This is a genomic window from Xanthocytophaga flava (genome assembly GCF_030068545.1).
GTDB classification, from domain to species: Bacteria; Bacteroidota; Bacteroidia; order Cytophagales; family 172606-1; genus Xanthocytophaga; species Xanthocytophaga flava.
Window position 1 is genome coordinate 164,452 of record NZ_JASJOR010000008.1, and the last position, 13,799, is coordinate 178,250.

Consider the following 13,799-nt stretch of genomic DNA (forward strand, 5'->3'; position numbering starts at 1 on the left):
TACCAGTTACCCATACTCTGAAGGTTCATGATTTCAGAGTATGGGTAATGTTTTGAAAAAAAGTTGGAGGATGCTCTTTCGTTATTTCAATACTACATCCATAATCTTTATCATAGCCTCCTTACTGGAAATCAACTTGTCTATCTTCCCATAATTTCCATTGGTCTGCCAGGAAATAGCTATATCTTTTTCTGGAAAGTACAGTGTAATGCCATAATACCCAATGGCATCTCCACTATGATATACAGCATACCCATACGGTGTTTGTATACGGAATATTCCCAGACCATATTCTATAGGAAAAAAATCATTATCCTTTTCAGACGGTGTTACCCATTGCTGCATTTGAGCCAGAGACGTAGGCGAAATCAACTCATGATGGTACAATGCCCGTATGAACACTGCCAGATCATACGGATTGGAAATAAGTCCGCCATCTGCTGTATAATAATCCCAGCCACTGTAATAGGTACTTTCGATCAGGTGAAAATCACTATACAGGTCTATATACCCTCGTACCAAACCAATAGGGATGGGAGTTGTACTATCAAAAGATGTATGTGACAGATGCAGGGGTTCTATAATCTTTTCCTTGAAAACAATAGAAAAGTGTTTGCCGGTCACTTTCTCGATAATCATACCCAGCAACACATAGTTGGTATTAGAATAACGAACATCTTTTCCTGGCTCAAAATAGGCTTTTTTAGTATGTGCATAGGATAGCAACTCATTCGGGTACCAGGTTTTATTGAATTCATTCAGAGAGGCTGTCTGAAACTTCAGATTCTGAATGTAATTGAAGATTCCACTACTATGATGTAGCAACTGGTGTATTGTTGCTTGTCGGGCGTTTTCAAGAGGTGCCAATATATTCTCAGGAAGATACTTACTAACCGGATCATCAAGACTTAATTTCTCTTCTTCGGCCAGCATCAGAATACACGTAGCGGTAAATAGTTTGGCAATGCTTCCTGCCCGGCTTATGTTGCAACTTTGCATAGGGACCTGATTGGCTATGTCTGCCATACCACTGGCACCTAACCATGTGCCTTGTTCTGCTGATTGAATACTCATAAGAACACCCGGTACTCCGTTGTATGTCATATCATCCAGGAGTGATTGATACGCAGTGTGTTGCGGATGGCGACTACTGCTATCCGGGAAGGATAGATTGCATTGGTAATAGGAGGTAGGTATAACTTCCGTTTGTTTACAGGAAATAAAGCCTGCAATGAATAAAAGAAAGAATGAAATATTGTTTTTCATAGTTGAGTATAACAGATAAGAGTAATTTGAAACGGAATAGACATCCTTTATTTGGAGAATGGATAGAATTTATATACCAGATGAAGGTTAGTATGAGGTAATAGTGGGATAAAGCCCGAGGAAAAAGGATATTCAACCCAGGGTTGGTAGCGTACAAAAATACGTCCGGATTGTATTTTTTTCGGTTTCAGGTAGAAACCTATGTCTACACTAGGAGCAATCATAAGGCGAGAACGCCCTATGCCTGAACTGGATGTGTATTTTCCATCTTGCAAACTATATTCGGGTTGATTCCGTATCACATGCAGGTAACCAACTCCCATTTGCACCAGACTGCTTATGCCAATTTTAGATCGGAATTCATACCCATATCCTATCTGCGCAAACAAAGCTTGATTCAGATATTTGTGAAAATAGTATCCAAGGTTTACAGACACCATTGTAGAAGACCAGGTACGTTGATGCGTTGGAATTTCGGTACCAACAGCCATGCCTGGATGTATAGGTGTGGGAAATCCCTGAGTAAACGGGATGGCTACACTCTCATTGAAGACACTGATTGTAATGGGGACAGAGGATTGAGCAATGCTAAAGCGTGTAATTAGAAAAAGAATGCAAGAAAAGATACTTATCCTTAGTGAAAAGGAGGTGAACGGTTTCATAGTCATAGTAGTGTGTGTAACAAAAGTATGACCCGAAGATAGAGGCTGAAAGTTGACTAAAAGGGAGGCTAAATGTGTGAAAATGACGAAACAGGCAAAAACAAAACTGAAACGGACAGCTATTGCTCAAACCAGTTCAAAAAAAGAGTTGCGCGTTCTTTGGAGACAAATATATCTTCGCCTATTGCTATGAAAAGATGGATTTTTAATTTGCGGGTAGGAGTATGTTCAATGGACTGAATGCTTTGACGATGTACAATTACCCATCTGTTTAACCGAAAAAAAATTTCAGGATCGAGTTTCTGAATTATCTCATCCAGCGATTCTTTGATAACAAATTTTTGAGCATCTGTTGTTACGAGGTATATGGTCTTGGATTCTGTAAAAAAACAGGCAATCTGATTTGAGGCAATAGGTCGTGTGGTATAACCTGCTGTTACTACATAGGTTGATAGATAGGAGGGGAGTTGAGTGATCGGATCGGTTAAACTTTCGGTAATAGTTTGTTGAGAAGCCGCTACTGTTGTGTTGAGTTGTAATAGGTAGTAAATACCATTAATAAAGAACAAAAAGATAGTACAAAGAGGAAGTTCATAATAAAAGATAGAACTTTCGTGTAAAGGGATACGAAGCCAGAACAAATAAAACCATTCTGCTAAAAACAGAAAGAACACAGGACAGATAATACCCAAAAACAATTGCCAGTAAAAACGTTTGTGAGGGACTGCTTGCCAGGTGAGGTTTGTATTGAGAACCCAATTTATTTTTCGGATATACAATCCAATCAGATAGGCAGTTCCCAGTGCAAAAAGAATATCCGTATAATAACTAGGCAGGATAATAAGCTGGCGTAGTGGGGTGTCATTGCCCATATGAACAACAGCCAATGCTAAGACCGGATATACATAGAGCCACAAAAAGGCATCGCGGACAGGTAAATGAGCAGGTGTATCCAATTGCTTCATTTGGTGACCCTGGTAAGATAGCTGATACTGAAGATTGAGACTACAACTCTTTCTGATAACTAGTAATTGAAATAGCTGTACAAACAGCTATTTCAATCAAAATCCAACTTTATCTGCCACCAGATAGTCATTCGCTTTCTGTGGGTTGGATGTGGTAAGCATTTCACCCAGAAAGCCTGCCAGAAAGGTTTGTGCACCTAAAATAATGGCTACCAGACCTACAAAAAATAACGGTTGATCAGTCACACTTCGTACTGTTTTATGGAGATATATATTATTGTACGCTTTGTCGATAATAAGCCAGATGGCTACAATAGCCCCAAACAGAAAGGAAAGAGAGCCAATAGTCCCAAAGAAGTGCATAGGACGTTTCCGGTAACGGGTTACAAATGAAATTGAAAGCAGATCCAGAAAACCAAAAACAAATCGTTCCAACCCAAATTTAGTATGGCCATATTTACGGGCACGATGTTCCACTACCTTTTCACCTATTTTTGAGAACCCACTCCATTTGGCTATCAATGGAATGTAGCGATGCATCTCTCCATATACTTCTATATTTTTGGTTACACGGCTGTTGTATGCTTTCAAACCACAGTTGAAGTCATGCAACTGAATACCAGAAATCCATCGGGTCACCCCATTAAATAGTTTGGTAGGAATAGTTTTGCTGATAGGATCATACCGCTTCTTTTTCCAGCCTGATACCAGATCATACTTTTGTTGGGTGATCATGGCATAGAGTTCAGGTATTTCGTCCGGACTATCCTGTAAGTCGGCATCCATAGTAATCACTACATGACCAGCTGCACTCCGGAAGCCTACATGCAATGCGGCAGATTTGCCATAGTTTCTGTTAAACTGTAGGCCTTTAACGGCAGGATTCTTTTGTGAAATTTGTTGTATCACATCCCAGGAATCATCTGTACTACCATCATCAATAACAATGACTTCATAAGTAAACGCATTCGCTTTCATTACCCTCGCTATCCATTCGCAAAGCTCGGGTAAAGATTCAGATTCGTCCTTGGCGGGTATTACTACCGAAATTTGAGGTTTTTCAGACATTAATGCTGTAAATAAATGAATAATGAGAGAGTATATACATAGTTAACGTATAAGCTCTCTCATTATAGAAAGAAATTATTGTAAAAATACATCACGATCTTTTTTCATGATAGCTCCAATAATAAGGGAGAAAATTACACCAATAATAGCATATAGTATTGGACTTATTATAAAGCTATAGGTAAACATAGCCTCTGTAAACGGACGAGATATTTCAATAGCCTTATCAACTTGTTCATCACTCATAGTTCCTTTTTCTTCCATTTGTCGTCTGGCATTATCAATTACTTTTTCCGCAAAGGAAGCGTCTATTACCTTAACATACAGAGTAGTAAAGAGTCCGGATATAAATCCCATAACTACACAAAGCAATGTCCCAAGACCAATTGACTGTCCCAGACTTAAATAACCACCATTGTTTTGTCTGAAATCTTTTAAAGCTAAAATAATGGCTACAATTGGTGCTCCCCAAAAAAGTAGAGTGGAGAGATAACCTATTGTTTGATTAAAAGATAGTTCCGTAATATTTAAAATCGCACCAATTATTGTAAGTACCAGGCCTGCGTATAAACCATAACGAAGTGCAAAAGGTACTGGAGATGGTTGTTGTGTTGTTTCCATAAAATCAGGGTAAGTGGTTTGTTTAGAAAATATATGTACTTACAAAGAAGTTAACTCTGCAAGGGTACGCTATTCTACAAACTTATTTTTTCTTTTTTACTTCTGTCTCCTGCTTTTGTGATAAATGGTTTACATTCTTTCGCATGATGGCTGCAATCATTCCTATTACCAAAATTTCAATCCCTATATTTTTGACAAATGCCCCTCCTGGAAAGAAAAGAGTATCAAATGGGGTAATTTGGGGGAGAGCTGCCAGTTGGGTTCGGATCATTTGCTGAAGTTGAGGACTTTTAGTAATCACATCGCTAGTGAGCCGTTGAGACATATCTTTTTGTAGATACAGAATAAAGTTTTTGAATACATTCGGATCCAGAAATACAACAATACCATAAATCACCAGACACATAAACAACGTACCAATGATGGCAGTTCCTATTCCTATTACAGCTCCTTCCCAGAAATGCAACACTCCATTTTGTTTTCGGTCTCTGAAATAGCCCATTGCATAAATTATACAAAGGAGGGTTATAATAATATCCAATGTACTTAAACGGGTTAAGGCAGGTTCCCCAACTTCATATTGGAGTACTAAAAAATAGGCTATTCCAGAAAGTCCGGCTACTGTACCAAATATTAATGCAATACGTAAATACGGATTCATTTATTTTGAATTACGAATTTCAGAATTCTGTCTGACAAGTTTGGCCTGTCCCTGATTAATCACTCCCCACACTTTCCCTTTAAAATTCTTGCCAATAAATGGAGTATTTTTAGATAAGGAACGAATGTCTTTCTCTGTAAATGTCCATTCGGTATCTGTATCAAAAAGAGTCAGATTGGCAGGTTGGTTTTCACTGATTGAGATAGCTGCTACCCCTAAGATATGGCGAGGTTGTTGGCTCAGAAGTCTTACAAGTTGCTCCGCAGAAAGTTTTGTATTATAGGTATTTAGAACCGCAAACGCTGTTTCCAGGCCAATAATTCCAAAAGATGCCAGGTCAAACTCAAGATTTTTTACTTCTACATCCAGCGGATGGTGATCAGATACAATAGCATCAATAGTTCCATCTGCCAGACCTACCCATAACGCATCTATATCACTTTGTCCACGGAAAGGAGGGTTTACCTTCAGGTTGGTATCAAACTCCATTAAATCGCCATCAGTAAAGGCAATCTGGTGTGCTGCGATATCGCAAGTTACCTGTAAGCCTTTTTGCTTGGCTTGACGGATTAATTCTACTGACTCAGCCGTTGAGATACAGGTAAAATGTATTTTGCCTCCTGTATATTCCAGAATACGCAAATCACGCATAATCATCATACTCTCAGCCATTCGTGGCATTCCCTTCATGCCTAACATAGTAGCTGGAACACCTTCGTTCATGGTTCCAAACTTAGTAAGCAAAGTATCTTCCGGACGGTTAATAAACAATCCCCCAAATGGCTGCATGTATTGCAACACTTTCAATACCATGTCAGAATTCTGGAGAGGTTCATGTCCATCTGAGAAAGCTATTACTCCGGCCTGATGTAAATCCATCATCTCTGTCAGATCTTTGCCATGTGCATCGATGGTTACTGCTGCAATCGGATGAATTTTTACTGCATGGTTACTTCCTGTATGAGTAAGATAACTTACAGACTCTTTGGTCTGAATAACTGGTTGTGTGTTGGGTAATAACGCGATCTCTGTAAAGCCTCCCGCTGCTGCTGCTTCCCGAACCGAACGCAACGATTCTCTATACTCATAGCCTGGATCTGGTGCAGAAACACGCATATCTACCCAGCCTGTTGAAACTTTCAAATTAGGCTGATCAATGGTAAGGTCTGCTTGTATACTGATCTGATCCGCAATCTGTGTAATGATTCCATTTTCAATAAGAATGCTTTTGGTCTGCCCATTAAAAGGCGAAGCTGAATCCAGAATTTGGGCTGATTGGATGAGAATTTTTGTCATTGGGAGGGATAACGTTTTTTCCGCTGCAAAAGTAATGAAGGAAAAGGAGTTTACAAGGATGTACTGGTTTTTGATTTTGGTATTAAGTATAAATCACTTGATAGTGAACAGCAAATGCAAAATCTTTCTGTTAAACTCAATTCATCCCAATAGCAGGATGGATAAAATATGCGAAGAAATATAGCTTTTCCACTCAAACAACGTTGATGTGTGTTGTTCGAGTGGAAGGGAGGGTTTATATTTATACAATTACATGAGGTATAAATCTGCTCGTATTGTTTGTTACCAGTGTTGTATTTTCACGAATACCAATACCCGCAGATTCCTGCCCGATGACCCACGAACCAATTACTGCATAGTTGCCTTCAAATTCAGGCAGTGGGTAAAACTCCTGAAAAATAAAGCCTTCTTCTCCATATTCTCCTTCTGTTTCCAGAATGGTGTTGCCATTTTCTACAATTTCCACATTAGCACCTTCACGGCTTAGTAAGGGCTTGGCTACATAGGTATCCCATGAGGCCGGTTTCTCAAAATAAGAGGGAAGCAGGTTGGGATGGTTAGGAAATAACTGCCAGAGAATAGGCAGAATCGCCTTATTGGACAATATCATTTTCCAGGCAGGTTCAATCCATAGCGTCTGATTTCTGTCTATAAGTAGATTTTGGCCAAACTCTTCATTTACCATCCATTCCCAAGGATACAGTTTAAAGATATTCTGCATGTCCACATCCTGATTGTCGACAAAGGTCTGTGTCTTTGAATCCCACCCAATCTCGTCTATATAGATAAACTCAGTCACTAATTCTGCTTCGAGTGCACAGGCCCGGATATATTCTACCGTTGTCAGGTCTTCCAGCGACTCTTTGATACAGGCAAAATAGATTTTTCCAGGCTTCAGATAGGGTTTTACTGAACGAAAATAATCTACCAGCTTCTCATGAATCGAATTGAACTGATCTACTCCACGACGTACCTCTTCTGACCAGAAATATTGTACAATACCTGCCTCATACAAAGAGGTAGGTGTGTCTGCATTGTATTCCAGCATTTTAGGAGGATGAATACCATCATAGGCAAGATCAAATCGTCCGTATAGTGAGGGTTCATCATTTTCCCAACTTCTTTCAATCAGAGGAATAACGGATGCCGGAATATGAAACAGATGATAGAGGTTATGATCCATTACATACTGCACTGCTTCCAGACACATCTCATGCAGGGTATTGGTAGCTTTCTCCAGTTGTTCAATCTGTGGATAGGTAAACTGATAATAAGCCGATTCGTCCCAGTATTTTATGCCTTCCAGCGAGTGAAAACCAAACCCCAATGTTTCAACCTTATTTTGCCAGAAATTTCGTGGAGTAATTGCAATGCGTTTCATGTAGTTGATGTATGGTGATATAACAGAACGATGGATTAACTTCTTCCCGAACCTACACTAAAAGCAGATCTTCCAAACCCACCTCGTGAAATAGACTGGCTTCTGGCTGTGCTGGAGTGAGGTGTGGAATAGGATTCGTACCCTGTAGAACGGTATACAGGACGACCTAATGTAGAAAGAAGATACAAACCTACAGGAGAAAATCCATGGTATCGATACGGATGGTAAACGTGCGTATAGTGTGCATTTGTATCAGAACGAAGATACAAATGCGAGTTTTTTGCTGCTTTGTCTTCTTTGTTCGAACAGGCCGAAGTGGAAAGTACAGCCACAACTAACGCTATATTGATAAATTGGCTCTTTTTCATTGAGATAACTCCTTAGCAGAAAATGCTGTTATTGGTTTTCTGGAAGCGGATTTCCTGGTTTTAATGTAACATAGATATTGTATTCAGTAGGAACCTGTACATTAATAACGTCCCCATCTGCATTTTCTGCCTCCTGTAATTGTAGACCTAATGCTGGAATCGTATCCCGAACAACCTTGGTTCCAATGGCAACATTGTCTTTCCATATCGTATATGTAATCACCAGTTCGTCTTTGTCTGCAGAAATGTGATTAACCTGTACAGGCATTTCAATGCTTGCCTTTTTATCTAGAGACGCTGCATCTCCTTCTTCTTCCGATTTACAAGAGGTAACCAGTAGTGTACTTGTGAAAATTGTAAAAAAGACCCATAGGCGTAATCCTGATTTTGTAATGGTTTTCATTGGGATAAAGTTACTTGGTTATTGATTGTCGACAAGCGTTGTGTTTTAGCTGAGCAGATATTCCTTTATGAATGAGATGCTACTTTGTAACCCATATTTACCAGATAAATAATTTCAGCAAGGTAATTTATGAAAAAAAAGATCATCCATCCTGATTTCTGGCTGTTCACATGATGGGGTGATTGGGATAGATGGATCAGGAAGAATTTAGCGATCTAAAATCAGCTTATAAAACTTTTTGAGGCTTTTTCAACGTGTAGGTATGGCATGCGTATAATTCTATGCAGAGAGCAATAGGAAAAGTTGTTTTGGTTTATGTGAATGAAAACAATTTTTGCCTGGAGTTTACCGCAAAATTGCTGATGCGTTGAATTTACCGCAAAAAAGTTTTCGCATAGAATAAACCGCAAGAATTCCTTTTGATCGGAATTCACCGCAAAAAGTTTTATAGGTATAACTCAGTTCAAACCCTTGATTTGCATAGAAATATTCACGCTATAAAGATCGCTCAGGACAGGATCTTATTGGGTAATTAGGTGAGTTACGCTGGTTACATACAGCTATCCAATTGGTTACAAATATAAATACCTGTAAGTGAGGCCTGTTATACAGGTTATACTTGTTTTTTATACTCGTGAAAAGTAAGCCAGAGTCTATACTATTTTTAATGCATAGACTCATGGTTTATATTTTTCAGTTGATAAAGCTTTTTAATAAATGTTATCTAATCTACTTTCAATACCACATGTTTGATATTCTTCCGGTCATGGGTGTAAGTGATATGAACCAGCCCATCTGCACTCTGAATCACAGCAGGATAGCTAAACTCTCCTTTGGTTTCATCTTCCAGTTTATACACATCTGTCCAGTGAATACCATCTTTGGAAATAGCTGCATTGAGTTTATAACGGCCATTGAACCAGTTTGGTCCCTTTAGTAAGGGGTTATATATCAGTATATGGTAGCCGTTACGAAGAGTTACTGCATCTGTACCTGAGTTGGGATTGGGTACATCGATAGTGGATAATGGCTCCCAGGTAGCACCGTTATCATGTGACCATGTTTGCACAACTTTATTCTGACGGCTACGACAAAGCAGTTGCAAGGTTTTATCCGAATGAACCAGAATACTCGGTTGAATAACCCCGAATGTATCACAGGCAATCGTGATTTTCTTCCAGTTTTTACCTTCGCTATCCGTCTTCTCCAAATGAATGTTCCATACTTTTTCATCTGCACTTTCTGTACTCGAAGGGTAAAGGATATCTCCATTCTGTAACTGCTCGGGTTTATTTTTAATAGGACCCAGCATTCCATTAGGTAGTTTTTCAGGAACAGACCATGTTTTTCCATTGTCTTTGGAATATTTTACCATTCCCCACCAGTCACGGGGTGACTTGCCTACTTTGTAGAACAGGAACAACTTGCCTGTTTTGGAACAGAATAATACAGGGTTCCAGCAGGGATAACGGAGTGTATCATTGATAATCCCATCGGCTACTTTCTCAGGTTTACTCCACTGATTGTTGACATTACGGGCAATCCAGATACACACATCCGGACTGCTCTCATAGGCTCCAGCAAACCAGGATGCCAGAATACTCTTATCCGGTAGACTAACAATTGTAGAGGCATGGCAGGCAGCAAAAGGAGGGTTGTTTAGTATAAATTCCTGGCTAACAAGAGTGGCTTTGGGTAATTTATTCTGAGAAAAAACAGAACTGTTGAAAACGAGGGAAAGAAACAGACTTTGTACTATAAAATAGGATACTTTGGCAAAAAACATGTGATAAGGTAATTGAATAGAAACTAATTATGGTGTAATAGATTGGGAATAGCTCAATATTGGGATCATGGGTGTATATTCACAAGATAGAAAAGAATAAACCAGATCACAAACATTGTACGATTTGGTTTATTCTTTCTACAACTTCTTATGCAGGAGATAAACAAAAACTATCCTTTCACAAACCGGATAATCAGAATTTCAGCCAGTAAAAAGAATAAAGCTGCAATCAGGCAATATTTCCAGAAATTCTTTCCCTGACTTTCTGACTTGAACTCATTGACAAATTCGCCTTCGTTGAGTGCACTAAAGATTTGTACATTTTTATATCGGCCAAAGATTTGTTTCAACTCAGTAGGAGAGTAGCTATCAGGCTGAGATTCTTTCTTGTCGTAATTAAAGGCAAGTATCTTTTGCACTTTGCCATTCAGGGTAAGTTCATAATATCCTGCTTCTGCCAGTTGTTTGCTACCTGTTTGCGAATTTTCCGGAATGTCGAACAATAACTGTTTTCCACTGATGCGTTGAGAAGGGATCAATTCCAGATTATCTCTTTTCAGATGAAAAACAGGTTCTTTGCCTGCTTCATTGATTTCAACAGCTATACTTGGTTCCTGAAAGGAGAAAGAAAGACGTTCCTGTGATTTACTTAGTGCTGCAATTTTGTACAATATAGGTACAAAAAGAGCATGCTTTTGGAATGTACTGAAATTGTCTGTAAGAGGAGATGCACACAGGTATACTTTACCTCGTTGCACATCAAAACGACTTAAGAAGGGAGTTCCTGTTTTTAGACGCAGCAACGAACTGCCACGACCTGTCCATTGCCAGACCGGATTGGCTGCTGGCATTGCCATACGTTCTTTTTGTGTTGTATTTTCAAAGATTGACTCAAAAAATGGATTACGTGTATCCGGAGCATCAATCGCTTCAAATGTTTTATCTGGCGACGTTGTATTCTGAGGTGATGGTACACCTAATCGACTTAGTAATGACCCATAGATGGTACTATTGTTGGCAGGGCCTGGAAAAATAATCAAACTGCCACCTTTTTTCACAAAGGCTTCCAGTGAAGTTGGAAGGGAGCCGCTGAGGTCTGTAACACCGTCCAGAATAGCCAGATCTGCTGTATTCAGCAATGTAGGGTCAACATTCTGAGCATTGAGGCTACGAGCCTGAAATATAGTTTCGTTGCTGAAAAGGTTCTGGATATAATTACCGGTAGCACCTCCAAACATATGTACAATATTGATAGTTGGCGAGGCATTCAAGACAAAATAGAAGTCGTTATCAAATGTAACCGGAAAATCTTCGAAGGATATTCTACCTTTCTTTAAACCCCTTTCTTTTACCAGAAAATCAAATGCAGCTACCACAGAATTGTTGGCATCAAGATTTACAGAAGATGAAGAAACCTGTTTTTCATCCAGGAAAAGCTTAACCGGAAGGTTTTTTACTGCTTCCTTGCCTGTATTGACCAACCGTACATTCAACGTATTTGTTTCCATCTCTTTCACAAATGGAGTAGCTAACCACACAGAATCTACATACAAATTGGCTGTTTCTTCGGTTTGTACAGGTACAAGAAAAATACGGCTATTGGTATCAATTTTTAACTTATTGAGATCACCAACCGTGCTTTTCTGAAAGTCAGAGAACCATATAAACTGGTTTTGAGTGGAGGGAGAATTTCGTGAAAGCAGGTTGTTTTGCCTTTTGTAGATACTTTCCAGCGTCCGGGAAGTAGGAGAGAAGTTGATCTCTGTGAGACGATCTTTTAGTTTATCAGGAGTAGCCAGGTATTGATCCCGGCTCTCAAAGTCGTTAGTAAGCAGTTGTATAGAGGGTGTCTTGGGTAGTGCACCCAGCAATTCATCCGCTTCATCTGTAGCCAACTGCAGATACTGACGTTTGCCTGTTTCGTTCTGCATACTCAGCGAATTATCCAGATAGATACCTGTATTTCCCTGACTAGACAAACTTTGTTGTTTGGGACTTTGGATAAATGGTTGGGCGAATGCCAATACCAGAAATGTAATGAAGAGGATACGTGTTGCCAGAATAAGCCACTGTTTCAGTCTCCGAAACGAATTGGTACTTGTTTTTACCTCCTTCAGAAAGGCGACATTGGTAAAATATACCTTACGGGTACGGCGAAAATTAAACAGGTGAATGGCTATCGGGATGGCTACCGCAAACAGACCGAACAAAAATGAAGGATACAGAAAACTCATTTGGCAAATATAAGCGACGAGCGTAACGAATGAACAAATCTGACAGTTTTTTATAAAGAACGAAATTTTCGCTTTTGTGTTGAATTTTCAAAGCGTATCTTTTTCAATTTCACCTTTAGACTATCTCTCAACTGCCTAAAAATAAAAAAACTGACCGGAGTTTCGTCCGGTCAGCGTCAAGTTACAGAATTAGTTTCTTATTTAATGGAAAAAAAGGCTTGGATTTCGTAGCGGATCTTAATTTTCTTAAAATCAATTTCAGAACCTGTAGCATCTCCACCTTCCATTGCTACCTGTGATATCCTGTTCGACAAGTATGCTTGATTGTAAGGCATTGGCATACCTTCTGTATCTCCGGCTTCATGGACTTCCAATACTCCACCTACTTGTTCGCCAATACTTTGCAGCAGATATCCTGCTTTTTCTTTAGCAGCCTGAAGGGCTTTTATCTTTAGCTCTTTACGGTATTCAGCCATTTTGGAGTGGTTGTATCTTCCAATATTGACATTCTCAATGCCTTTGCCATCTACTTTAGAAAGAATGTTATCAATCTTTGACAGGTCACTTACCTTTAATACATATCGTTTCTTTTCCAGAATATCTGTTGGCTTTTCCTTTTTATTGGTATACAACCACCAGTTGGGAGTACCACCATATATATTTTCAATCTGTAGGTTTTCTTTCGCAATTCCTGCATCTTTTACTGCTTGCTGAAGTTGTTTTTCCAGCGTTTCGATAGCAACTTTTGTTTTATTGGATTTGTCTGTAAAATATTCTTTTAGTGAAATGTTGAAATAAATTTCATCCGGAATTACCTCCATTTCTGCACTGCCAGTAACTTCAATTTTTTTGACATAGGGTTGATTGGGTGTGGTTTGAGCCTGAAGCTTGGTTAATCCAACTAGAAAAAGCAAGCTGATTACTAAATAGTTAACTTTCATAACTTTAAAAATAAGTGTATTGAGTGTGATGTCAGCTATTGTTACTGACTGTTGAATAGTATATTCATAAAAACCATACCATTTTTTTTGACCTCAGTAAATTTTATGAAAAAAATGATGAGCAGGTATTGGATTTAGGAAAATGCT

Annotated in this window: 13 protein-coding genes; all 13 read right to left on the reverse strand. The window is 39.0% G+C overall.

The genetic code is table 11. The features are described from left to right. Nucleotides 1–81 precede the first annotated feature (81 nt). Nucleotides 82–1,266 carry a serine hydrolase domain-containing protein gene (locus tag QNI15_RS13980; RefSeq protein ID WP_313992699.1) on the reverse strand — a complete coding sequence of 395 codons (1,185 nt, stop codon included), beginning with the start codon at nucleotides 1,264–1,266 and terminating at the stop codon, nucleotides 82–84. Nucleotides 1,267–1,313: 47 nt separating this feature from the next. Continuing rightward, complete coding sequence (locus QNI15_RS13985) at nucleotides 1,314–1,928, reverse strand: hypothetical protein (protein ID WP_313992701.1); 615 nt, start codon at nucleotides 1,926–1,928, stop codon at nucleotides 1,314–1,316. 119 nt (nucleotides 1,929–2,047) lie between these two features. Continuing rightward, nucleotides 2,048–2,893, reverse strand: a complete 846-nt coding sequence (locus tag QNI15_RS13990) for a LytR/AlgR family response regulator transcription factor (protein ID WP_314032197.1) — start codon at nucleotides 2,891–2,893, stop codon at nucleotides 2,048–2,050. A 96-nt stretch (nucleotides 2,894–2,989) separates the two neighbouring features. Further along, nucleotides 2,990–3,961: a glycosyltransferase family 2 protein gene (locus QNI15_RS13995; RefSeq protein WP_313992705.1), complete on the reverse strand. Its 972-nt coding sequence runs from the start codon at nucleotides 3,959–3,961 to the stop codon at nucleotides 2,990–2,992. Between the two features lie 75 nt (nucleotides 3,962–4,036). Then, nucleotides 4,037–4,582, reverse strand: a complete 546-nt coding sequence (locus QNI15_RS14000; RefSeq protein WP_313992707.1) for a DUF4199 domain-containing protein — start codon at nucleotides 4,580–4,582, stop codon at nucleotides 4,037–4,039. Nucleotides 4,583–4,664: 82 nt separating this feature from the next. Further along, nucleotides 4,665–5,243 carry a DUF4199 domain-containing protein gene (locus QNI15_RS14005; protein WP_313992709.1) on the reverse strand — a complete coding sequence of 193 codons (579 nt, stop codon included), beginning with the start codon at nucleotides 5,241–5,243 and terminating at the stop codon, nucleotides 4,665–4,667. Then, entirely contained in the window at nucleotides 5,244–6,539 is a 1,296-nt protein-coding gene (locus QNI15_RS14010; protein ID WP_313992710.1) for a dihydroorotase, read from the reverse strand. 241 nt (nucleotides 6,540–6,780) lie between these two features. Continuing rightward, nucleotides 6,781–7,920, reverse strand: coding sequence for a glutathionylspermidine synthase family protein (locus tag QNI15_RS14015; RefSeq protein ID WP_314032199.1), 1,140 nt, complete (start codon nucleotides 7,918–7,920; stop codon nucleotides 6,781–6,783). Nucleotides 7,921–7,955: 35 nt separating this feature from the next. Next, on the reverse strand, nucleotides 7,956–8,288 hold the full coding sequence (locus QNI15_RS14020; RefSeq protein ID WP_314032200.1) for a hypothetical protein: 333 nt from the start codon (nucleotides 8,286–8,288) through the stop codon (nucleotides 7,956–7,958). A 28-nt stretch (nucleotides 8,289–8,316) separates the two neighbouring features. Beyond that, nucleotides 8,317–8,691, reverse strand: a complete 375-nt coding sequence (locus QNI15_RS14025; RefSeq protein ID WP_314032201.1) for a hypothetical protein — start codon at nucleotides 8,689–8,691, stop codon at nucleotides 8,317–8,319. Between the two features lie 724 nt (nucleotides 8,692–9,415). Then, complete coding sequence (locus QNI15_RS14030) at nucleotides 9,416–10,477, reverse strand: sialidase family protein (protein ID WP_314032202.1); 1,062 nt, start codon at nucleotides 10,475–10,477, stop codon at nucleotides 9,416–9,418. A 170-nt stretch (nucleotides 10,478–10,647) separates the two neighbouring features. Continuing rightward, nucleotides 10,648–12,711 (reverse strand): BatA domain-containing protein, encoded by a 2,064-nt coding sequence (locus tag QNI15_RS14035; RefSeq protein WP_314032203.1) that lies wholly within the window; start codon nucleotides 12,709–12,711, stop codon nucleotides 10,648–10,650. Nucleotides 12,712–12,908: 197 nt separating this feature from the next. Then, nucleotides 12,909–13,652: an SIMPL domain-containing protein gene (locus QNI15_RS14040; RefSeq protein ID WP_313980314.1), complete on the reverse strand. Its 744-nt coding sequence runs from the start codon at nucleotides 13,650–13,652 to the stop codon at nucleotides 12,909–12,911. Between the last annotated feature and the right edge of the window lie 147 nt (nucleotides 13,653–13,799).